Consider the following 22,474-nt stretch of genomic DNA (forward strand, 5'->3'; position numbering starts at 1 on the left):
GCTGAGAGGCGTCGTCAGCCAACTTGGGCGACCGCCGCGCGCAGTGAGGCGATGGCCTGCTCGGCACCGGCCGGGTTGGTGCCACCGCCCTGTGCCATGTCCGGCTTGCCGCCGCCACGGCCGCCGATCGCCTCGGCGAACGACGGGACGAGCTTGCCCGCGGCGATGCCCTTCTCCTGGGCCGCCTTGGTGGTCGCGACGACGAAGGCGATCTTCTCGCCCTGCGGCGCGAACAGCGCGACGATGCCGGGGCGGTTGCCGAGCCTGCCGCGGATGTCCTGGGCCAGCGCGCGCAGACCGTTCGAGTCGACGCCGTCGCCGAGCTTCTCCGCGACGACCGCGACCCCGTCGATGTCCTCGGCCTTGTCCGCGAGCGAGCCCGCCGAACCGAGCACCTGCTGGGTACGCAGCTGCTCAATCTCCTTCTCGGCGTTCTTGAGCCGGGTGAGCACGTCGTCGATGCGCGACGGCAGCTGCTCCGACGGCACCTTGAAGGTGCTCGCGAGCTGCGAGACGAGCAGTTGCTCCTTGCGGACGTACTTGAGCGCGTCCGTGCCGACCAGCGCCTCGACGCGGTGCACGCCGGAACCGATGGACGAGTCGCCCACCAGCTTCACCAGGCCGAGCTGGCCGATGCGGTCGACGTGGGTGCCACCGCAGAGCTCGCGGGAGTACTCGCCCATGTCGACGACGCGGACGTCGTTGCCGTACTTCTCGCCGAACAGCGCGACCGCGCCCAGTTCGAGGGCCTTGTCCTTCGTGGTGACGAAGGTGTTCACCTCGACGTTGGTCTGGAGGTAGTCGTTGACCTCTTCCTCGACCTCGGTCAGCACGTCGGCCGACACCCCGCCGGAGGTGGTGAAGTCGAACCGCATCCGGCCGGGCGAGTTGAGCGAACCGGCCTGCGCCGCGCGCTTGCCGTACGCGCCGCGCACGGCCGCGTGGACCAGGTGCGTCGCGGAGTGGGACCGCTCGATCGACAGGCGGCGGTGCTGGTCGACCGAACCGGTCAGCGCGCTGCCGATGCCGACCTCGCCGTCGACGACCTCGACGCGGTGCACGAACAGGCCCGGCACGATCTTCTGCACGTCGTGGACCTTGAGCTCGACACCGTCGCCGAGCAGGACACCGGTGTCGGCGACCTGGCCACCGCTCTCGGCGTAGAACGGCGTGCGGTCCAGGACCAGCTCCGCCTTCTTGCCAGCGCCGACGCTGCGCACCGGGACGCCGTCTTCCAGCAGCGCGACGACCTTCGCTTCGGCCTGCAGATCGCGGTAGCCGAGGAACTCGGTCTCGCCGTGCTGCTCCAGCACCTTGCGGTACTCGGACAGGTCACCGTGGCCGGTCTTGCGCGAAGCCGCGTCGGCCTTCGCCCGCTGCCGCTGCTCGTTCATGAGCGTGCGGAAGCCCTCTTCGTCGACGGTCAGGCCCTGCTCGGACGCCATCTCCAGGGTCAGGTCGATCGGGAAGCCGTAGGTGTCGTGCAGCTGGAACGCCTTGTCGCCGGCCAGCAGTGAGCCACCTTCGCGCTTGGTCTCCTCGGCCGCCATGTCGAAGATGCGCGAACCGCTGGTCAGCGTCGAGAGGAAGGCCTCTTCCTCGACGCGCACGACGTCCTCGATGCGGTCGAAACCGGACAGCAGCTCGGGGTAGGTCGGGCCCATCGTGTCGCGGACGACCGCGGCGAAGGCGGGCAGCACCGGCTCGTGCACGCCGAGCAGGCGCGCGGACCGGACGATGCGGCGCAGCAGGCGGCGCAGCACGTAGCCGCGGCCGTCGTTGCCGGGGGTGACGCCGTCGCCGATGAGCAGCACCCCGGTGCGGGCGTGGTCGGCGATGACGCGGAAGCGGACGTCGTCGGTGTGGTCGGAACCGTAGCGGCGGCCGGAGAACTCCTCGGCGCGGCCGATCACCGGGCGGACGAGGTCGGTTTCGTAGACGTTCTCGACGCCCTGCAGGATCGTCGCCACGCGCTCGACGCCCATGCCGGTGTCGATGTTCTTCTTCGGCAGCTCACCGATCGGCTTGTGGCCGTGCTTCGGGCTCTTCTCGCCCCGCACGTCCTGCATGAAGACGAGGTTCCAGATCTCGATGTAGCGGTCCTCGTCGGCGACCGGGCCGCCCTCGCGGCCGTAGTCCGGGCCGCGGTCGTAGTAGATCTCCGAGCACGGGCCACCGGGACCGGGTACGCCCATGTCCCAGTAGTTGTCCTTGCCGTCACGGGACTGGATGCGCTCGCCGGGCAGGCCGGTGAGCTTCTTCCACAGGCCCGCCGCCTCGGAGTCGTCCTCGTAGACGGTCGCCCAGATGCGGTTCGGGTCGAGGCCGTAGCCGCCCTCGTCCTGGGACTTGGTGATCAGCTCCCAGGCCGCCTCGATGGCGCCTTCCTTGAAGTAGTCGCCGAAGGAGAAGTTCCCGGCCATCTGGAAGAACGTGTTGTGCCGGGTGGTCTTGCCGACCTCGTCGATGTCCGGGGTGCGGACGCATTTCTGGACACTGGTCGCGCGCGGGTACGGCGGCGGGGCCTCACCGAGGAAGTACGGCTTGAACTGGACCATGCCGGCGTTGACGAACAGCAGGTTCGGGTCGTCGAGGATCAGGGGCGCGCTCGGCACGCGCGTATGTCCCTTGTTCTCGAAATGGCTCAGGAAGCGCTGGGTGATTTCGTGTGTTTCCACGGGATCGTCCTTGTATACGGGCTCGCGCGAAGGCGCTGGAGGAATGCGGGCAGGCGGGAACGGCGGAGGGCTCGGGCTCTTCTGGTCGCGGACGCGACCCGATCAGCCCTCCGCCCGGCGAGCTCGCCGGGCCGGGCGCCGCGGCGACGCCGCGTGCCTGCCCGCAGGGCCTTCGGAGGCCGTGCTCAAGCCGGATCGTTCGGACACCATGTCGTGCAGCTCCTGTTCGCGTTCGCTCATCCCGGCGCGGACCTCCGCGCCGAACGAACCGACGGCGCCCGCGAGTTCCCGCACGGCGTCGCCCAGGTTCGAGGCTAACCCCGCGGGCGTGGCCTGGCGAGCGGTTTCCGTCGCTTTGCGTGACAGGGCGACGCCGGCGACCACGCCGACGCCGAGCCAGAACAGGCGCTTCACTTGCGGCCCCGCTTCGCCGGGCGCGCGGCCTTCGCTTCCGCCTTCTTCCGGCGGGCCTTGATGGCCTTGCTGAGGCCGTAGGACAGCGCGGCCGTCTTCACCAGCGGCCCGCCGAGGGTCGCGGTGAACACCGACGTCAGCGCGGACACGTTGCCGGACACGGCCTGCGCGTTGGCCGTGATCCCGTCGACCCGCTCGAGCTGCGTGTTCACGTGCGTGATCGTCTCGTTCGCGCCGATCAGCAACGGGTCGGTGTTCTCGTGCGCCTTGCGGATCGCGATCGTGGCCTCGTCCAGGGTCCGGCCGAGCTTGAACAGCACGATCGCCAGCAGCACGACGAGTACGACGAATGCTCCTGCGGCGATCAGCGCGGCGATCTGCCCTGCCGACACGGGCCCTCCTCAAGGGTCTGCGGTCTTGGTGCCCGTGAGGTTACCGCCCCGCCGCCCGTTCAGCGGTGTCACCCCGCCGGACGGTCACTCAGCGCAGTGAAGCGGGACGGAGAGCGTGGCGAACGCTGTTCGCCGCACACCCGACCTGTTCGGTTCTTGTGCCGTTCACCTTGCTCGGCAAAGGTCGCGCGCATGCCTGAACTGTCACGCCGTACGTTGCTGGGCGCCACCGGCGCCGCGGCCGCCACCACGCTCCTCCCGCCGTCCGTGCACGCCGCCATGGCCGAACCCATGCGCCGCGGCGGACTCGGCGCCATCGAGCACGTGATCGTGCTGATGCAGGAGAACCGGTCGTTCGACCACTACTACGGCAGCCTGCGCGGCGTCCGGGGCTTCTCCGACACCCACCCGCTGGAACTGCCGTCGGGGAAGTCGGTGTTCGAGCAGCCGAATCCCGCGGGCGGCACGGTGCTGCCGTTCTCCCTGCGCAAGGCGGCCGAGCTCGCCGGCCGGAAACCGGACGACATCCAGTACCTCGGCGACCTCGACCACAGCTGGAACGGCAGCGGCAAGGCGTGGGCGCGCGGCTGGAACAACGGCTGGATCGCGGCGAAGACCCCCGCCACCATGACGTACTACGAGCGCCGCGACATCGCGCTGCAGTACGAACTCGCCGACACGTTCACCATCTGCGACGCCTACCACTGCTCGATCTTCGGCTCGACCAACCCGAACCGGAACTTCCTCTGGACCGGGACCACGGGCTTCGAACCGGGCAGCACGACGAATCGCGCGGTCACGAACGCGGCGTACTCCTACGACCACAAGGGCTACGACTGGACGACCTACCCGGAGCGTCTCGAGGCCGCCGGGGTGCCGTGGCAGATCTACCAGGAGTGGGACAACTTCACCGACAACGCGGTCGAGTACTTCGTGCCGTTCAAGAAGGTCGGCACGAAGATCCTCGCCTCGGTCGAGGAGAAGTTCCGCACCACCGAGGAGTTCTACGACGCGCTGCTCAAGAAGACACCCGAGGAGCGCGCGAAGCTGCTGAAGCAGTTCGACGCCGGTGTCGCCACGCTGACGCCCGCCGAGCGGAACCTGTTCAAGAAGGCCATGTACCGCAGCGAGCCGGAGACGCTGGTGACCCGGCTGAAGGCGGACATCCAGGCGCGCCGCCTGCCCGCGGTGTCGTGGCTGGTGCCGTCGGCGGTGGACTCGGAGCACCCCGGCGCGTCCACCCCGGTCGGCAGCGCGAACCTCATCTACCGGGTGCTGGACGCGCTCGCGTCCGACCGCGACACGTGGTCGAAAACGGTGCTGCTGATCAACTTCGACGAGAACGACGGCTACTTCGACCACGTCCCGCCGCCGATGCCGCCCGGCAACGCCGCCAACGACGCGGACCACTTCAACGGCCAGCCGCTCGGTTTCGGCCCGCGCGTGCCGATGACGGTCGTCTCGCCGTGGTCGATCGGCGGCAACGTCGACTCGACGGTGTACGACCACACGTCGGTCCTGCGGTTCCTGGAGCGCTGGACCGGCATCGGCGAGCCGAACATCAGCAAGTGGCGGCGGACCGTGGCGGGCGACCTCACCGGCGCCTTCGACTTCTCGCGCGGCGGACGTCAGCCTCGCGTGACACGGCCGGGCGCGGTGCCCGCGCCGATCAGCCGGTGGCGGCCGTCCGCTCCGGCGGAGCAGAGCCTGCCCGTGGCCGAGCCCGGCAACCGGCCGTCGCGCCCGCTGCCGTACCAGGTCTCGGTGTCCGGCGTCGTGAAGTCCGGTTCCCTCGCGCTGTCGCTGGCGAACAGCGGCTCGTCTTCGGCGCATTTCGCGCTGTACCCGTACAAGGGCGAATTCCCCGAGCCCGCGCATCGCGACGTCCGCGGCGAGGCTTCGGAAAACGTGAAGCTGGCCGGTGACGACTACCGCGTGGTCGTCCAGGGTCCGAACCGGTCGTGGTGGGAACTGCGCGGGAACCGTACCGGGGCAGCCGCGGGCGTCGACGTGCGGACGCGGTTCCTGACCTGGCGTTCGGGTGTCGAGTTCAAACTGTCCAACTCGGGCTCGTCGGCGCTGACGCTGCGACTGTCGTCTTCGCGGTTCACGCGGGTGGTGCGGGTCGGCGCCGGGCGTTCGGTCACTGTGGACTGGCCGGTTTCGGGTGGCTGGTACGACGTGAAGGTGACCGCGGACGGGGATCCGTCGTTCCTGCGGACGCTGACGGCGCACGTGGAGAACGGGCGGTCCGGCGTCTCCTGCTGACGGTGACGTGAAGGCCTCCTTCCCTGCTTTCAGCGTAGGGAAGGAGGCCTTCACGTACTTATTCGGTTGCGCGCCGGACTCCGCCGCTTTTAACGTCAGCTATGATCGCCACCTTGCACACGCTTTGTTTCGACGCGAACGACCCGCGCGGTCTCACGCGTTTCTGGGCCGGACTTCTCGGCCGGGAAACCGACGGCGACACGCTGATCCCGGACGACGACACCGGATTCCGGATCCGTTTCGCCGCGACCGCGGAAACGAAGTCCCGCAAGAACCACGCGCATTTCGACCTGACGAGCGAATCCCTGGAAGACCAGCGGCGGATCGTGGCGAAGGCGCTCGAACTCGGCGGCCGCCATATCGACATCGGCCAGGGCCCCGAGGAAGAACACGTCGTGCTCGCCGACCCCGAGGGCAACGAGTTCTGCGTCATCGAGCCCGGGAACACCTTCCTCGCCGAATGTGGTTTCGTCGGCGCGCTCGCCTGCGACGGTTCGCAGGAAGTCGGCTATTTCTGGAGCAAGGCGCTCGACTGGCCGCTGGTCTGGGACCGGGATCAGGAGACCGCGATCCGTTCGCCGCACGGCGGTCCGAAGATCACCTGGGGCGGCCCGCCGTTCGACGCCAAGACCGGAAAGAACCGGGTTCGGTTCGACCTCCTTGGCACACAGGCGGAAATCGATCGGCTCGTGTCGCTCGGCGCGACCTGCCTCGGCACCGGGGAAAGCGGCCGGGTGGGCCTGACCGATCCCGACGGAAACGAGTTTTCTGTCGTGCTCAGTCGCTAACCTCCGCGGCATGGACATGAGAGCCGTGGCCGAGTCCCTCATCGCCGGGGACCACGTCAGCACCTGGGAGCTGCGAGATGCCGGGCCGGACGATTTTCCCGAACTGCGCGAAATCCGGCGAACCGGAAGCCCGGCACTGCGCAACGCGGCTCGCGCCCTGCTCTTCGCCGTGGGCGGCCCGGAGGCGCTCGGCGAGTACGACCTCGGGCTCGTCCGCCGCCTGATCCGGAGCAAACTCGCCGTCGAAGTCCCGGTCGCGATGCGGAGTTGCGAGTACTGGTTCGCCATCCCGACCACGGACCAGGCGGCGGTGCTCGACGCGTTCGGCCTCTCCGACGCGGAACCGGTGACCATGTCGCTGGGCACCGAGATCTGGAACCAGCACTACGACTCCGGGCATCAACGATGCGCCCGGGTCTACGTCAGTCCCGCGCTCGACGGGTGGACGCTCGTCTTCGGCCGCCCGTCGGACGACCAGCACCCCGCGGACATCACCGAAGAAAGCTCCTGGAGCATCGAGCCTCGCGAGCAATATCAAGCCATGCTCGCGAACGAAAAAGTCTACCGCGGAGTGGAAAGTGCGCGCTGCGTCGAGTTGAGCCGCCGGTTCAGTGCGGCACATCTGTACTTCCGCAGCCATGGCGACTCGATGACGTCTTGGTGTATCGCCGAAAAAGGCGAGCTGGTCCGGTTCTACGACGTCGCCGTCCCCGAGGAATCGGTCGGCGAACTCGCGGCCGAGAACGGCTACCTGCTCCCCCACGAAGACACTCCGCTGCCCGAAGGCTGGGCCGACGACATCGAGCACACCGAAAATCCCCTGGACTGGCAACGGGAATGGGTCCGGCGCCACCGGCGGCTCAAGGCGGAACTCGGGATTCCGGACCACTGCGACGCCGACACGATCGCCGAAGCACTCTCGGTACACCCCGGCAAGATCGGCCCGCACACCCGCGTCGAAGGGCATGGGGTCATAGCACTCACCAGATGTGGCCGGGAGTATGGCCATCCCCGAACCTTGTTGACAGGCCTCGCTTACACGCCGCCACCCGAACGGCCCTCGGTCTTCGACGAAGACCGGACCTGACGAACCTCAGGTACGCCCCGGCGTACGGCACAGGATGGAAATTGGTCTACACCTATTGACGCGCGCCTGGTCAGCGGCCCAAGCTGCTGGGACCGAGGGCCATCTTCCACTGTCGGAGGTTTCGGCGTGCCAAGGAGAACCAGGAAACTACTCCCGCTACTGGCGTCGCTCATCGCGCTGGCCGGGCTCATGATCGTCGTCGTCACCCCGTCCACGTCGAGCGCGGCAGGCAATGAGGACTGCCGCCCCGACGGGCTGTACCGGACACCCGGCGTCGACACCCCCTATTGCTCCGTCTACGACACCAACGGCCGGGAAAAGCTGGGAGACGAGCACTCCCGCCGCGTGATCGGCTACTTCACCAGCTGGCGCACCGGCAAGAACGGTTCGCCTTCCTATCTGGTCAACAACATCCCGTGGTCGAAGGTCACCCACCTCAACTACGCGTTCGCCCACGTCGACGCGCAGAACAAGGTTTCGGTCGGCAACCCGGGCGCGAACAACGAGGCCATCGGCATGGAGTGGCCGGACATCCCGGGCGCCGAGATGGATCCGTCGTTGCCCTACAAGGGACATTTCAATCTGCTGACCAAGTACAAGAAGCAGAACCCGAACGTGAAGTCGCTGATCTCGATCGGCGGCTGGGCCGAGACCGGCGGTTTCCTCAACCCGGACGGCACGCGCAACGCGTCGGGCGGGTTCTACAAGATGACGCAAAACCAGGCGAGCATTGACGTCTTCGCGGATTCGGTCGTGAAGTTCCTGCGCGACTACGGATTCAACGGCGCCGACATCGACTACGAGTACGCGACGTCGGCCAGCTACGCCGGAAACCCGGACGACTACTGGATCGCGCAGTCCAACCGCGGCACCCTGTGGACGGGCTACGAGAACCTGATGCGCACGCTGCGCGAGAAGATCGACCGGGCCGGTGCCGCCGACGGCAAGCACTATCTGCTGACCGCGGCCGTGCCCGCGTCCGGCTGGCTGCTGCGCGGCCAGGAGGTCTACGGCGTCACGCGGTATCTCGACTACGCCAACATGATGAGCTACGACCTGCACGGCGCGTGGAACCACTTCGCCGGGCCGAACGCGGCGCTCTACGACAACGGCAAGGACGCGGAACTCGCGCACTGGCAGGTGTACACCACCCCGCAGTACGACGGTCAGGGGTATCTCAACACCGACTGGGCCTATCACTATTTCCGAGGCGCGATGCAAGCGGGCCGGATCAACATCGGTGTCGGTTTCTACACCCGCGGCTGGCAAGGTGTGTCCGGCGGGACGAACGGACTGTGGGGCACCGCTCCACTGCCGGACCAGAAACAGTGTCCACCGGGCACCGGATCCCAGGTCGGCTCGACCGTGCCCTGCGGTAACGGCGCGATCGGCATCGACAACCTCTGGCACGACCTCGGTCTGGCGGGCGGCGAGGTGCCCGCGGGCGCGAACCCCATGTGGCACGCCAAGAACCTCGAGAACGAGATCACCCCGGACTATCTGGAGGCGTACGGGCTCACTCCCAAGACCGACCCGACGGACCGGGTCTCCGGGAAGTACGAGCGGTACTACGACAACACGATGGTGACGCCGTGGCTGTGGAACAACGACAAGAAGGTGTTCCTGTCCACTGAGGACGAAGCCTCGCTCGCCACGAAGGCCAAGTACGTGGCCGACAAGGGCATCGGCGGCATCATGATCTGGGAGCTGGCCGGCGACTACGCCTTCGACGAGGCCAAGGGCCAGTACTTCATGGGCGACACGCTGATCACGAAGATCAACGACGGCCTGCGCGGCGCCGCCCCGTACGGCAACACCAAGTCGTCGCGTCCCGCGCCGTCTTCGGTGCTCGACGTGAACGTGAACCTGACCGGGTTCGCACTGGGCGACGCGAACTACCCGATCACCCCGAAGATGCGCATCAAGAACAATTCGACCACCACCATCCCCGGTGGGACGAAGGTCGAGTTCGACTACGGCACGAGCGCACCCGGCAGCATGTCCGACCAGTCCGGCTACGGCCTGACGGTCACGAGCAAGGGCCATAGCGGACCCAACGCCGGTGGGATGAAGGGAGACTTCCAGCACGTCGCGGTGACCGTGCCGAGCTGGCAGTCCATCGCGCCGGGCGCCACGATCGAAATCCAGCTGAACTACTACATGCCGATCGCGTCGCCGTCGAACTTCACGTTCACCTTCGGCGGGACGACCTACGCGCTCACGACGGACTACCCACGTGGCGGCGGCGCACCGCCGACGACCACCACCACACCCACCACGACCACCGGAACGACGACCACGACACCCACCACCACGACCAGTCCGACGACGACCCGGACGACCACCACCACCCCGACGACGACCACCACGGCGCCGTCGAACGCCTGGAAACCGAACACCGACTACGCCACCGGTGCCCGGGTGACCCACAACGGCGCGGCGTACGTCTGCCGTCAGGGCCACCGGTCCCTGCCCGGCTGGGAACCGCCGAACGTGCCTGCCCTCTGGACCCCCGCCTGACAGACCCCGGCAGCGCGCTAGGAAAGGCCCGTTACTTGCGAATTTTGCAAGTAACGGGCCTTTCATGTCACGCGAGTGGTCCTCTACTTGCGGCGGAGGTCAGTGACGCCCGGCGGTCAAGGTGTCGAAGTCCGGGAAGTCCCCCGCCAGGGTGGCGCCGGTGAAGTCGCCGACCCACCCGCCGTCGTCGTGGAAGAACCGGATCGACACGTAGTCGGGCCGCGTCCCCATGTCGAACCAGTGCGTGGTGTTCGCGGGCACGCTCAGCAGGTCCCCCGCCTCGCACAGCACCGCGTACACCCGCCCGCCGACATGCAGGTAGAACACGCCGGACCCCCGGGCGAAGAAGCGGTCTTCGTCATCGTCGTGGGTGTGCTCGGCGAGGAACTTCTTCCGGGCTTCGGCGGCCTCGGCCGCCCAGCCGGGCTCGTCGGACGGGGTCATGCGGACGGCGTCGACGAAGGTGTAGCCCTCCGCCGCCGAGACCTTGCCGATCGGCTCCTCGTAAGCGGCCAGCACCTGCTCCGGCGTCACTTCGCGCGGCAGGTCCGCGACGAGTTCCCACCGGTCGAACCGGACACCGAGCCGTCCCAGTTCCGCGGTGATCACGGCCGGGTCCTCGGTCCTGAGCGCGATCTCGTCGGGCCGGTCGTCCGGCCACACGGTCAGCAGCGTCATCGCGCTCCCCTTTCCTCACTGACGAGTCTCGTCTCTACCCGGAACCGGAGCAACCACTCCAAACATTCCAGGCGATGACGCGCGTGGCGCAGGTCGTCACCCCAGACGTAGATCCCGTGCCGCGCGACGATCACCGCCGGTGTGTCCGCCCGGAACCCCGCCTCGAACGCGTCGCCGAGGACGCGCATGTCCTGGCCGTTGGCGATCACCGGGATCGTCACCAGGTCGTCGTGCGCGGCGCGGCCGAAGCCCTTGAGCATCTCCAGGTCGCGGAGTTCGACGCCGTCCGGCCAGTGCTCGGCGGCCACGACCGGCGCGAGCGCGTGCACGTGGATCACCGCACCCGCGCCCGACACCGCCGCGATCCGGGCGTGCAGGCCCGCTTCGGCCGAGGGCACCTTGTCCGGATGCGGCTGCTCGGCCACGGCCAGCCCGTCCTCGCCGACCACCACGACGTCGTCGCTGGTCAACTCGCCTTTGTCCCGGCCGCTGACGGTGACGGCGACGCGCAGCGGATCGCGGCCCAGCACCACCGACAGGTTCCCGGACGTGCCCCGCATCCAGCCCAGCCCGGCGAACCGGGCGGACTCCTCGGCCAGCGCACGGCCTGCGAGTTCGAGGAGGCTCATCGAGGAACGACCTTCACCTCGTCGAAAGTCCGGATCGTCCGGTGTGCCCCGAAATCCGCGTCACCGAACGGCTCACCGGCACGTGCCAGCCCGACGGTCTGCCAGCCGTCGGCGGCGGCCCCGTCGAGCTCGGCCGGGACGTCGGAGAAGAACACGATCTCGCCCGGCTCGGCACCCAGCGCGGAGGCGATCGCGCGATACGACGGCGCCTCGCGCTTCGGCCCGGCGTTCACGGTGTCGAAATGCTTCTCGAACAGGCCGGTGACGTCGCCGTCGGTGGTCCGCGAGAACGACGCGACCTGCCCGGCGACCGAGCCGGACGAGAACACCGCGAGCCGCAGCCCGGACTCGTGCCACGACCGCAGGGCCGGGGCGACATCGCCGAAGAACTCCGTCGTCAGATCGCCGTCGGCGTACCCACGCTGCCAAATGAGGCCCTGCAACGTCTTCAGGGGCGCGATCTTCTGGTCCGCGGCCATCCAGCCGTGCAGCACCGCCACGACGTCCACTGTGGACGCGTCCGCCGGGAGCCCGCCGAGTTCCTTGATCCGCGCCACGGCGCCGGCGACCTCGGGGTCGTCCGGATGCTGGTCGATCCACGGGCCCAGCCGCGGGCGCGCGTAGTCGTAGAGGGTCACGTGCACGTAGCTGGTGGCCGTCAGCGTGCCCTCGATGTCGAGGACCACCCACCGGGCGGTCAGCGTTGCGGTCACTGGTTCGCTTCCCCTTCTGCGTAGTACTCGCGGAGCCGTCCTGGTGCGAAGGCCCCGCGGTCGGTCACCACCGTGGTCACGAAACGCGGTGGTGTCACGTCGAAGGCCGGATAGTGCCCTCGGACGCGTTCGCCGGCGACACGGTGCCCGAGCGCGCTCAGCACCTCGTCGCCGTCGCGGTATTCGATCGGCACGTCGGCACCGGTCGGCGCGGCCTGGTCCGGCGCCTGGACCATCGCGTGGAACGGCACGCCGAACGCTTCGGCCGCCACCGCGAGCCCCAGGGTGCCGATCTTGTTGACGACGTGACCGTCCATGGTGACCCGGTCGGCGGCGGTCACCAGCGCGCCGACCTCACCCGAGGACAGCACGGCCGCACCCATCCCGTCGGTGATCAGCCGGGTGTCGGCGCCCATTTCGACGAGCGTCTCGGCGGTCAGCCGCGCGCCCTGCAGGTACGGCCGGGTCTCCGTGCAGAGGAAGGAGAATTCCTTGCCCCGCCGTCGCGCGGCCAGCACCAGCTCGATCAGGTAGAGATCCGCCCAGCAGTGCGTGAGGACGGTCGCCCCGTCCGGGACCAGCTCCGCCGTGTGCTCGCCCAGCGCGCGGCTGCGCGACCGGTACAACTCGTCGCCCGATCGTGCCCCGGCGGTGGCGGCCTCGACCAGGTCCCCGGTCGACTTGTCCACTTCGGACAGTACGGCGGCGACGGCCTTGCGGAGGTGGTTGTTCGTCTTGCGGGTCGCGATGATCCGCTCCCCCACGCGCTCCAGGTATGCGCGGGCGTCAACGTGCCCCGCCGCCTCGCGCGCGCCGAGCACCATCGCTCCCAGTGCGGCGAAGTACGGTCCGGACGACTGGGTGACCATGTCCTCGATGGCCACCGCGACCTCTTCCGAAGTCCGGCACAGCACCCATTCGCGCGCGAACGGGAAGACGCGGCGGTCGAGGATGTGCACGCCGTCGTCGTCGAGGCGGACGCTTTCGGCGAGGATCGGCAGCGTCATCAGCTGTACCCCGAAAGACACGGCGGGATGCCGTTGAGGAAGTGGTCGCCGACCTCGCGCGCCTTGTAGGTCACCGGATCGTGCAAGGTCAGCGTGCGGGCGTTGCGCCAGAAGCGGTCGAAGCCGTACTTGGTCGCCGTCGCCCGCGCGCCGGTGAACTCGAAGACCTTGCTCGTCGTCTCGACGGCCGCCCGGCTGGCCACGATCTTCGCCGACGAGATGGCGATCGCCGCTTCCGCGCGCTCGGCCGGGGTCAGGTCGAAGCCGCGTTCGTCGGCCTCGCCAAGGGCGGAAACCGCCGCGTCGACGGCGAATCCGGCCGCCCGCGCCGTCGCGACCAACTCGCCGTACCCGGCCAGGGTGTACGGATCCTGCGTCGCTTTGTCTACATCGGACAGTGTCCAGGCGCGTGCGGTCTCGCGTGTGTAGACCGCGGCCGCGTCGAGCGCGCCGGACGCGAGGCCGACGTAGACCTGCGCCAGCATGAGCTGGAACCCGATCGCCGCCAGGGAGATGCGGGGCACCTTCGGATCCGACTGGTCCTCAGGCTGGGCACCGAGGACGTCGTCCTCGGCGATCCGGACGGCCTCGAACCGCACCGCGCCGCTCGCGGTGAGCCGCTGGCCGATGTTGTCCCAGTCACCGGGGAAGGTGATCCCGTCGGCCCGCGCGTCGACGACGAACGTGAGCTTGTCGCCGTTGTCGGTCCTCGTCGCGCTGACCACCAGGCGATCGGCGACGGCCGCGCCGGTGGCGAAGGTCTTCGTGCCCTCGACGGTGAACCCGCCGTCCACCGGGGTCAGCAACAGGACGGAGTCGAGCGGGTTGCTCACGCCCGCCCAGAACCAGCCCGGTTCGCTCGCGGCGCGCGGCCCGAACAGGCCGGTGCGCCACAGCTGCAGGTAGTGGTAGCCGAGCAGATGCCCGACCGACGCGTCCGCGGCGGACACGATCCGGGTGGCCTGGTTCGCGGCCGCCCAGCCGGCGGTGTCGAGCAGGGGCAGGAGCCCGGACTCACGCAGCAGGGCGACCTCCTGGACCGGGAGCCGTCCGGCGAGGTCGCGCTCGGCGGCGTCCGCCGCCAGGGTGCTCGCCAGCTCGTGAGCCGCTTTTCGCCACACTTCGGTCATTCCGCCCCTTCCAACTCGACCACGGCGTCGAGGGCCACGCGGGTCGCCCTCGCCACCCCTTCGGCCACGACGTCGCGATGCGGGTCGTAGGCCGACGGGTCGGGGTGCTCGGGCCGCGCGTCGCCGTCGATCACGAGCACACCACCGGCCCGCAGGCCGCGCAATGCCGCGAAGACCAGCAGCGTGGAGAGTTCCATCTCAATGGCGACGACCCGCGCGGCGAGGTAATCGGCCATCGGGAGGGTGAGCACCAGCGGGCTGAACGCGGCCCGCGTCCACACCACGCCGCGACGCGCCTCCGGGGCCGCGCGGCTCAGCGCCACGACGGCCTCCGGGGTGGCGAAGGCCGGGTACTCCGGATGGATCAGCTGCTGGGTGACACCGTCGTCGCGGACCGCCGCCTCGGCGATGACGAGGTCGCCGTCGGTGATCCCGTCGGCCAGCGAACCGGCGGTGCCGAGCCGGATGAAGGTGCGGACGCCGGCTTCGGCCAGCTCGCCGAACTGGCACAGCGCCCCGGGCCCGCCGACGCCGTGCGAGGACACGACGACCGGGACGCCCTTCCAGGTGCCGGTGTAGCTGCGGTACTCGCGGTTCTGGCCGACGAGGACGGCGTCTTCCAGCGTTTCGGCCACCGCGGTCGCGCGGTCCGGGTCGCCGACGACGACGGCGCGTGGCGGCAGTCCGTGCCGGGGGATCTTGGTGATGGGCAGGACGTCGCTCACGCGGGCTGTCCCTTCTTCCGCTTGATATTGGACAGGAACAAAGCCACCAGCGTGACGACATACGGGGCGGCGTCGGTGGCCTGCTGCGGAAGGCCGATGCCCTGGAGCCGGAAACCGAACGCTTCCGCGAGGCCGAACAGCAGCGCCGCGAGGAGGACGCCGAGCGGATGCGCGCGACCGAGCATGACCGCGACGACGGCGATCCAGCCGCGTCCGGCGGTCATGTTCTCGGCGAACAACGTCACCGAGCCCAGCGCCAGTTGCGCGCCGCCGAGACCGCACAGCGCGCCCCCGGCGAGGATCACTCCGTAGCGGTACTTGGTCACGTTGACGCCGAGGCTGGACGCGGCCTCCGGACGTTCGCCGACCCCGCGCAGCCGCAGGCCCCACGGATGCCGGTACAGCAGCACCGCGAGCGCGGGCACGGCCAGCCAGGACAGGTAGACCAGCAACGACTGCCCGGGAATCGGGCCGAACTGGCCGAGTCCCCGCAACATGGGATCGCTGAACGAGCCCTCAGTGCCGAACACCGTGCGGATGAGGAAGCTGGTCAGCCCGACCGCGAGCAGATTGCTCGCGACGCCGAGCACGATCGGGTCGCCGTCGAAGGTGATCGACCCGATCGCGAGGATCAGCGAGTACGCCGTCGCCGCGATCACCGCCACGACGACGCCGACCCACGCGCTCCCGGTGTACCAGCTCCCCGCGACGGCGCCGAAGCAGCCGACCAGGAGCGAGCCTTCGAGGGAGATGTTGAAGACGCCCGCCCGCTGGCACAGCGCGCCCGCGAGCGCGGCGAACAGGATGGGCGTCAGCGCGGTGAGCGCCGAGGAGAACAGGCTCGCGTCGATCATGCCCGCCCCGCCTTCCGCTTGAAGACCCCGGAGGTGGCCGCGAGGAAGATGATCAGCACCGCCTGCAGGACCGCGGTCAGCTCGCGCGGGACCTGGGTGGCGCGTTCCATGGCGAACCCGCCGCTGGTCAGCGCCGCGAAGAAGACGGCCGCGAGCAGCGTCCCGAGCGGGCTCGCCCCGGCGAGCAGCGCCGCGAGCAGGCCGATCCAGGTGTACTGCGGTGTGATCAGCGCGCCGTCGATGAACCGGTACGGGAAGCCGAGGACGGCGATCGCGCCGACCAGCCCGGCGGTCCCTCCCGACGCGGCCAGCAGCCGCACCGTGAGCTTCGGCCGGTCGATCCCGGCGTACTCGGCGAACCGCGGTGCCCAGCCGGTCACCTTGGTTTCGAAACCGGCGGGCGTCCGGGCGTCGATCACCGCGTAGACCGCGATCACCGCCACCACCAGGAAGATCCCGGTCGTCACGCCGTCGAACTCGGGCAGTCGCGTGCCTTCGGGCAGTTGCGGGCTCTGCGGCAGGCTGGAGCCCGCGTCCTTCACCGGGAACCGCACCAGATAGCCGGCCAGCGACATCGCCGGATAGCTCAGCAGCAGCGTGCTGATCAGCAACGGGACACCCAGGCGGTTCTCGCAGACCGCGGCCAGCGCGGCGTACGCGGCTCCGGCGAGAACACCCGCGAGCAGGGCCAAGACGACCTTGACCGGCCCCGGGCCGGGTACGTACAGGCCGACGGCGAGCGCGCTGATCGCGCCGAGCACCAGTTGTCCCTCACCGCCGAGGTTGACCATGCCCGCGCGCAGCGGGATCGCGAGCGCGGTCGCCATCCCCGCGACGGGGACGGCGTAGGCGAGGGTGTCGCCGATGCCGTCGGGACCGAAAGCACCCGAGACGATCGCGCCGTAGGCGGCCAGCGGGTCGGTTCCGGTGGCCAGCAACAGGATCGCGCCGAGTACGAGTGCCGCGACGACCGGCACGGCGATGAGGCGGACGCGGGTCATCCGGCACCTCCGGCCATCGCCAGGCCGACCGTGTGCTGATCGGCTTCGTCCTTGGTGAACTCCGCGGCGATCCGGCCTTCGAACAGCACCAGCACGCGGTCGGACAGCGCGAGAATCTCGCTGAGCTCGGCGGAGATCAGCAGGACGGCGTGCCCGGCGTCGCGATGGGCGACGAGCCGGGCGTGGATGTTCTCGATCGCGCCGACGTCGACCCCGCGGGTGGGCTGCTCGACCAGCAGGAACGGCGCGTCGTGGGTGAGTTCGCGGCCGAAGATCGCCTTCTGCTGGTTGCCGCCGGACAGCGTGCCCATCGCGGCGGCGGGACCGGCGCCGCGGACGTCGTAAGCCTCGGTGATCGCCGACGCGTGGTCGTCGATCGCCTTGCGGCGCAGGAATCCCCTGCGTACCAAGGGGAATTTGCGATGGAAGCCGACAGCCAGGTTCTCCCGGAGGCTCGCCGTGGGCGCCGAGCCGACCTCGGCGCGGTCCTCCGGCACGTGGGCGAGCCCGGCGTCCCTCCGCGCACGGACCGACAGGCCGTCGAGACTCTGTCCTTTGAGGACGATCTCGCCGCCGGTCTTCAGGAAGCCGGTGATCGCGCCGGACAGTTCGGCCTGGCCATTGCCCGCGACCCCGGCGACGCCGACGATCTCGCCGGCACGCACGGTCAGGGACACGTTGTCGAGCAACGGCTTTCCTTCCGTACCGGGAACGGTCAGGGAACGGGCTTCGAGAACGGCGTCACCGGGCTTCCCGGCCGGATGGATCCGGTCGAGGTCGACCTCGCGTCCGGTCATCGCCGCGGCGAGCCCGGCGGCGGTCTGGTCCGCCGTGCGCCCGCGAGCGCTGACGCGGCCGTCCCGCAGCACCGTGACGTGGTCACTGACGGCGAGGACCTCCTGGAGTTTGTGCGACACCAACAGGATCGTGCGGCCTTCCCCGGCGAGCGCGCGCAGGACGCCGAACAGCCGCTCGGTTTCGGGCGGGGTCAGCACCGCGGTGGGTTCGTCGAGGATCAGGACGTCGGCCTCGCGGTAGAGGAGTTTGAGGATCTCGACGCGCTGCCGGAGCCCGACGGGCAGGTCGCGGACGCGGTCACCGGGCCGGAGACGCAGTTCGTGCCGGTCGATCAGTTCGGTGACGCGGGCCGTCGCCGCCTTGCGGTCGAGCAGGCCGCGACGGGTGGGTTCGCTGCCGAACACGACGTTCTCGGTGACGGTGAGTTCGCCGAACAACGCGAACCCCTGCTGCACCATGCCGACACCGGCGTCGATGGCCTGCGCGGGCGAGCCGAAGGAGACTTCCTCGCCGTGCAAGGAGATCGTGCCTTCGTCGGGCCGGTGGAGACCGTAGAGCACGGACATGAGCGTCGACTTGCCCGCGCCGTTCTCGCCCATCAGCGCGTGGATCTCGCCCGCGCCGACGTCGAGGTCCACGTGGTCGTTCGCGAGCACTCCGGGGAACCGCTTGACGATCCCCCGGAGTGAGACGGCGTCAGGACTTGGCGGGGTCATCGACGACGATCGCGCCCGAGATGATCTGGTCCCGCAGCTCGCCGACCTTCGACAGCACGTCGGGGCGGCTCGCGACGACGCACTGAGACGTCGAGGCATCCGGCTCGAGGCCGGTCAGGGAGATGCCCTTCTCCTTGAGGCCGTAGGACTTCACCTCGCCCGCCTTGCCGCCGAGGATCGCCTCGACCCCGTCGCCGATGACGACGTTGGTGCGCTTGATGACGTTGTCCACGACCTGTCCGGGACTGGCCGGGCACTGGTTGGCGTCGACGCCGAACGCGAAGAAACCGCCCTGCTTGGCCGCCTCGAAGACCCCGAGGTTGCCCGCCGCGGAGGCCGCGCCCATGACGTGGTCGACCCCCTGACCGGCGAGCGTGGTGGCCAGCGCCTTCGCCCGGGCGGGATCGTTGAACGGGTTCGCGCCGCCGATGAACAACGGGGCCAGCGTGGTGCCGGGCTTGGCCTTCTCCGCGCCCTTCCCGAACGGGATCGAGTACCGGTGGAACTGGGGCGCGTCGAGCACGACGACCGCGCCGACCTTGCCGGACTTGCTCAGTAACCCGGCTTCGGCACCGGCGAGGTAGGAGCCCTCGTGCTCACGGAACACCGCGCAGGTGACGTTCGGGAAAGGCTTGGTGGTGCAGGAGTCGACGAACAGGAACTTCTGCTCCGGGTTGCGCTCGGCCTCGGCCGCGATCGCGTCGGCGAAGTTGAAGCCGACGGCGACGATCACGGCGGGCTTCTCGCGCACCGCGGCCGCGAGATTCTGCTGGATCGACGCCGGATCGGTGCTCTGGAACACTTTCTGCGTCCCGTTGTGCTTCTTGGCCGAGTCCTCGATGCCCTGGACCGCGAGCTTGAGGAAGTCGTTGACCCCGACCGGGCTCGGCGTGATCAGGACCAGCGCGGGCCCGGCCGCGTTCTGGGCGGCCGGATCCTTGGCCGAGGCGTTGCACGCGGCGAGGAGCGCGACGGCGGAAACGGCCATGACGGCCCGCAAGAGGGTTCTCGGCGACATGTCCCGGACTGTATGTCGCTCGTCCACGATATGGCACCGAGTCTCACCATGCGGACCCGTGTAGGCCGTTATACGCCAGGCGTCGCCGGAGGTCGACTGCGGGCGCGGGGTTCGCGAACGGGACGGTCCGGTTGCCCAGGGAGCCCGCCAGTCACACCGGCGACGGGCCCCACCGCCATGGTCAAGTTGGTCGTGAGTGGCGATTCGGGTTAGAACCCGAATCGCCACTCACGACCACCTGTACCGACGCCCACCTGACCCCGCGCTACCGACGGCACCCCCTATCTCCCCAAGTACGTGAAGGCCCCCTTCATTGCGTCTAACGCAATGAAGGGGGCCTTCACGTACTTTGCCGAAGACTCAGCCGAACCTGCCCGAGATGTAGTCCTCGGTCGCCTTCTCGTCCGGGTTCGAGAAGATCTTCTCGGTGTCGTTCAGCTCCACCAGGCGACCCGGCTGGCCGACGCCCGCCAGGTTGAAGAACGCGGTCTGGTCCGAGACCCGCGCCGCCTGCTGCATGTTGTGCGTCACGATGACGATCGTGTACTCCTTCTTGAGCTCACCGATCAGGTCCTCGATGGCGAGGGTCGAGATCGGGTCGAGCGCGGAGCACGGTTCGTCCATCAGCAGCACGTCCGGCCGCACGGCGATCGCCCGCGCGATGCAGAGCCGCTGCTGCTGACCGCCGGAGAGACCGCCGCCCGGCTTGTTCAGCCGGTCCTTGACCTCGTTCCACAGGTTCGCGCCGCGCAGCGCGCGCTCGGCGACCTCGTCGAGCTGCTTCTTGCCCTTGGTACCGCCCAGGCGGAGGCCCGCCACGACGTTGTCGCGGATGGACATCGTCGGGAACGGGTTGGGCCGCTGGAAGACCATGCCGATGGTGCGGCGGACCTGCACCGGGTCGACACCGTTGCCGTAGATGTCCTCGCCGTCGAGCAGCACCTCACCCTCGACGCGGGCGCCGGGGATGACCTCGTGCATGCGGTTCAGCGTGCGCAGCACCGTCGACTTGCCGCAGCCCGACGGGCCGATGAACGCGGTGACGTTCCGCGGCGGCACCGAGAGGGTGACGCCGTCCACGGCGTGGAATTTGCCGTAGTAGATGTCCACGTCTTTGACGTCGATTCGTTTGGCCATCTCAAACAGCTCACTTCTTCTTCGGGGCGACAAGACGGGCAAAGAGCATGGCGAGGAGGTTCACGATCGCGATGATCAGCACCAGGGTGAGCGCGGCGCCCCAGATCCGGTCGAACGCGACGGTACCTTCGTCGAACGGGTTGCTGACCCGTTCGTTGTTCATCAGAAGCGGCAAAGCGGCCTGCTCGCCACCGAAGATGTCCCAGTTCACGTAGGCGGAGTAGCCCACGAGGACCAGCAGCGGCGCGGTCTCGCCCATGACCCTGGCGAGCGCCATCATGATGCCGCCGATGATGCCGGACAGCGCGGTCGGCAGGACGATCTTCATGATCGTCTTCCACTTCGGCACGCCGAGCGCGTAGGAGGCCTCGCGCAGGTCGTCCGGGACGATCCGCAGCATCTCCTCCGAGGAGCGCACGACCACCGGGATCATCAGCAGCACCAGCGCCAGCGACACGGCGAAACCGCTGCGCGGGAGGCCGAACGTGGTGATCCACAGCGCGTAGATGAACAGCGCCGCGACGATCGAGGGGACACCGGAGAGGATGTCCACCATGAACGTCGTGATCTTCGCGAGCTTGCCGCGGCCGTACTCGACCAGGTAGATCGAGACCAGCATGCCGATCGGGACCGCGATGACCGCGCAGACCAGGCCCTGCAGCACCGAACCGATGACGGCGTGCAGCACGCCGCCGCCGACCTCGTCCGACAGCACCGAGCCGAAGTCCTCGGTCCACCAGTTGCTGTAGGGGATCCGCTTGACGCCGTTGATGACCACCGTGGCGAGCAGCCACACCAGCGGCACGACGGCGATCAGGAACGACAGCCAGATCAGGACCGTCGCGATGCCGTTCTTGGTCTTCCGCGCCAGGCTGACCTGTTGGAAGGCGGGGGTGGACGCGGGGGTCTTCTCGAGCGTGGTGGACATGCTCAGTCCCCCTTCTTGGCGATGATGGACCGCGCGGCGAAGTTGACGATGAACGTCAGCAGGAACAGCACCAGGCCCGCCGCGATGTACGCGCCCGCCGAGATCTCGTTGTTGAGCTCCGCGTAGTCCGCCGCGATCTTCGAGGCGAACGTGGCGCCGCCGTCGAAGAGGCTCCAGGTGAACTCGCGGCCCACCGCGCCGGTCAGGATGATCGCGAGTGCGATCGTCTCGCCGAGCGCGCGGCCGAGACCGAGCATCGAAGCACCGATGTAGCCGGCCTTGCCGAACGGCAGCACCGTGGTGCGGATGACCTCCCAGCGGGTGGCGCCCAGCGCCAGCGCGCCTTCGATGTGCGGGGTCGGGGTCCGCTCGAACACCTCACGCGACAGCGAGGTGATGATCGGCAGGATCATCACGGCGAGCACGATGCCCGCGGTGAAGATCGTGCCGCGCATGTCCGGCGAGACGTTGCCCGCCGCGAAGATCGGGATCCACGAGAAGGTGTCGTTGACCCACTGGGAGAAGGGCTCGATCGTCGGCGCGAAGACCATCAGGCCCCAGAGGCCGTAGATGATCGACGGGACGGCGGCGAGCAGGTCGATCACGTAGGCGAACGGCTTCGCGAGCCGCTTCGGCGCGTACTGCGTGAGGAAGAGAGCGATCCCGAGCGAGATCGGCATCGCGATGACCAGCGCCAGCAACGCGCTGTAGACCGTGACCAGCAGCAGGCCCATGATGCCGAACTTCATGTCGTTCGGTTCGGTCTGCCAGGTCTGGCTGGTCAGGAAGTTGGCGTTGTCGGCCTGGAGCGCCGGGATGGCCTGCACCAGCAGGAACAGTCCGATCAGGCCGATCAGCGAGACGACGAAGACGCCGGCTCCGGTGGTCAGGAACTGGAAGATGCGGTCACCGGGCCGCACCGTCCTGGAATTGGGGCTCGCGAGTTGCACCGAGGACTTCTCGGGCGGTGACGCGGCAGGTTGCTCCGAAATC

Annotated in this window: 20 protein-coding genes; 4 read left to right on the plus strand and 16 right to left on the minus strand. The window is 68.9% G+C overall.

What is annotated here, in order from left to right:
- Positions 1-14: 14 nt before the first annotated feature.
- From alaS to ACLJRM_RS07385, 3 genes are all read right to left on the minus strand, one after another.
- The gene (alaS, locus tag ACLJRM_RS07375; protein WP_410662622.1) at positions 15-2,678 is read right to left on the minus strand and encodes an alanine--tRNA ligase; all 2,664 of its coding nucleotides are present in this window, start codon (positions 2,676-2,678) and stop codon (positions 15-17) included.
- 102 nt (positions 2,679-2,780) lie between these two features.
- A complete protein-coding gene (locus ACLJRM_RS07380; RefSeq protein ID WP_101606705.1) occupies positions 2,781-3,092 on the minus strand; it encodes a hypothetical protein in 312 nt (103 codons plus the stop codon).
- The gene (locus tag ACLJRM_RS07385) at positions 3,089-3,484 is read right to left on the minus strand and encodes a DUF948 domain-containing protein (protein WP_101606704.1); all 396 of its coding nucleotides are present in this window, start codon (positions 3,482-3,484) and stop codon (positions 3,089-3,091) included. Before ACLJRM_RS07385 ends, ACLJRM_RS07380 begins: the two co-directional genes overlap by 4 nt.
- A 192-nt stretch (positions 3,485-3,676) precedes the next feature.
- Between ACLJRM_RS07385 and ACLJRM_RS07390 the strand changes: the two genes are divergently transcribed.
- The 4 genes from ACLJRM_RS07390 to ACLJRM_RS07405 all read left to right on the plus strand — a co-directional run bounded on the left by ACLJRM_RS07390 (position 3,677) and on the right by ACLJRM_RS07405 (position 10,147).
- Complete coding sequence (locus ACLJRM_RS07390) at positions 3,677-5,752, plus strand: phosphocholine-specific phospholipase C (RefSeq protein ID WP_410662623.1); 2,076 nt, start codon at positions 3,677-3,679, stop codon at positions 5,750-5,752.
- A 101-nt stretch (positions 5,753-5,853) separates the two neighbouring features.
- Positions 5,854-6,540: a VOC family protein gene (locus tag ACLJRM_RS07395; protein ID WP_410662624.1), complete on the plus strand. Its 687-nt coding sequence runs from the start codon at positions 5,854-5,856 to the stop codon at positions 6,538-6,540.
- A gap of 10 nt (positions 6,541-6,550) precedes the next feature.
- Positions 6,551-7,627 (plus strand): hypothetical protein, encoded by a 1,077-nt coding sequence (locus tag ACLJRM_RS07400; RefSeq protein WP_410662625.1) that lies wholly within the window; start codon positions 6,551-6,553, stop codon positions 7,625-7,627.
- 126 nt (positions 7,628-7,753) lie between these two features.
- Positions 7,754-10,147: a chitinase C-terminal domain-containing protein gene (locus ACLJRM_RS07405; RefSeq protein ID WP_101606700.1), complete on the plus strand. Its 2,394-nt coding sequence runs from the start codon at positions 7,754-7,756 to the stop codon at positions 10,145-10,147.
- A gap of 99 nt (positions 10,148-10,246) precedes the next feature.
- Here the strand turns inward: ACLJRM_RS07405 and ACLJRM_RS07410 are convergent, their stop codons facing one another.
- The 13 genes from ACLJRM_RS07410 to pstC all read right to left on the minus strand — a co-directional run bounded on the left by ACLJRM_RS07410 (position 10,247) and on the right by pstC (position 22,401).
- Positions 10,247-10,825, minus strand: coding sequence for a 1,2-dihydroxy-3-keto-5-methylthiopentene dioxygenase (locus tag ACLJRM_RS07410; RefSeq protein ID WP_101606699.1), 579 nt, complete (start codon positions 10,823-10,825; stop codon positions 10,247-10,249).
- A complete protein-coding gene (gene mtnB, locus ACLJRM_RS07415; RefSeq protein WP_101606698.1) occupies positions 10,822-11,454 on the minus strand; it encodes a methylthioribulose 1-phosphate dehydratase in 633 nt (210 codons plus the stop codon). Before mtnB ends, ACLJRM_RS07410 begins: the two co-directional genes overlap by 4 nt.
- The gene (gene mtnC / locus ACLJRM_RS07420; protein ID WP_410662626.1) at positions 11,451-12,167 is read right to left on the minus strand and encodes an acireductone synthase; all 717 of its coding nucleotides are present in this window, start codon (positions 12,165-12,167) and stop codon (positions 11,451-11,453) included. Before mtnC ends, mtnB begins: the two co-directional genes overlap by 4 nt.
- A complete protein-coding gene (locus ACLJRM_RS07425) occupies positions 12,164-13,174 on the minus strand; it encodes a methylthioribose-1-phosphate isomerase (RefSeq protein WP_410662627.1) in 1,011 nt (336 codons plus the stop codon). Before ACLJRM_RS07425 ends, mtnC begins: the two co-directional genes overlap by 4 nt.
- A complete protein-coding gene (locus ACLJRM_RS07430; protein WP_410662628.1) occupies positions 13,174-14,304 on the minus strand; it encodes an acyl-CoA dehydrogenase family protein in 1,131 nt (376 codons plus the stop codon). The genes ACLJRM_RS07425 and ACLJRM_RS07430 overlap by 1 nt, the downstream gene beginning before the upstream one ends.
- Entirely contained in the window at positions 14,301-15,029 is a 729-nt protein-coding gene (locus ACLJRM_RS07435) for a nucleoside phosphorylase (RefSeq protein ID WP_410662629.1), read from the minus strand. The genes ACLJRM_RS07430 and ACLJRM_RS07435 overlap by 4 nt, the downstream gene beginning before the upstream one ends.
- Complete coding sequence (locus ACLJRM_RS07440; protein WP_101606693.1) at positions 15,026-15,883, minus strand: ABC transporter permease; 858 nt, start codon at positions 15,881-15,883, stop codon at positions 15,026-15,028. The genes ACLJRM_RS07435 and ACLJRM_RS07440 overlap by 4 nt, the downstream gene beginning before the upstream one ends.
- A complete protein-coding gene (locus ACLJRM_RS07445) occupies positions 15,880-16,884 on the minus strand; it encodes an ABC transporter permease (protein WP_410662630.1) in 1,005 nt (334 codons plus the stop codon). Before ACLJRM_RS07445 ends, ACLJRM_RS07440 begins: the two co-directional genes overlap by 4 nt.
- Entirely contained in the window at positions 16,881-18,398 is a 1,518-nt protein-coding gene (locus tag ACLJRM_RS07450) for an ABC transporter ATP-binding protein (RefSeq protein ID WP_410662631.1), read from the minus strand. The genes ACLJRM_RS07445 and ACLJRM_RS07450 overlap by 4 nt, the downstream gene beginning before the upstream one ends.
- A complete protein-coding gene (locus tag ACLJRM_RS07455; protein ID WP_233224228.1) occupies positions 18,379-19,416 on the minus strand; it encodes a BMP family ABC transporter substrate-binding protein in 1,038 nt (345 codons plus the stop codon). The genes ACLJRM_RS07450 and ACLJRM_RS07455 overlap by 20 nt, the downstream gene beginning before the upstream one ends.
- 360 nt (positions 19,417-19,776) lie before the next feature.
- Complete coding sequence (gene pstB / locus ACLJRM_RS07460; protein ID WP_101611249.1) at positions 19,777-20,553, minus strand: phosphate ABC transporter ATP-binding protein PstB; 777 nt, start codon at positions 20,551-20,553, stop codon at positions 19,777-19,779.
- Between the two features lie 10 nt (positions 20,554-20,563).
- A complete protein-coding gene (gene pstA / locus ACLJRM_RS07465) occupies positions 20,564-21,481 on the minus strand; it encodes a phosphate ABC transporter permease PstA (RefSeq protein ID WP_101611250.1) in 918 nt (305 codons plus the stop codon).
- A 2-nt stretch (positions 21,482-21,483) separates the two neighbouring features.
- Positions 21,484-22,401, minus strand: coding sequence for a phosphate ABC transporter permease subunit PstC (gene pstC, locus ACLJRM_RS07470; RefSeq protein ID WP_101613591.1), 918 nt, complete (start codon positions 22,399-22,401; stop codon positions 21,484-21,486).
- Positions 22,402-22,474: the final 73 nt, after the last annotated feature.

Source organism: Amycolatopsis sp. lyj-84 (assembly GCF_046549075.1).
In the GTDB taxonomy this organism is placed as follows: Bacteria; Actinomycetota; Actinomycetes; order Mycobacteriales; family Pseudonocardiaceae; genus Amycolatopsis.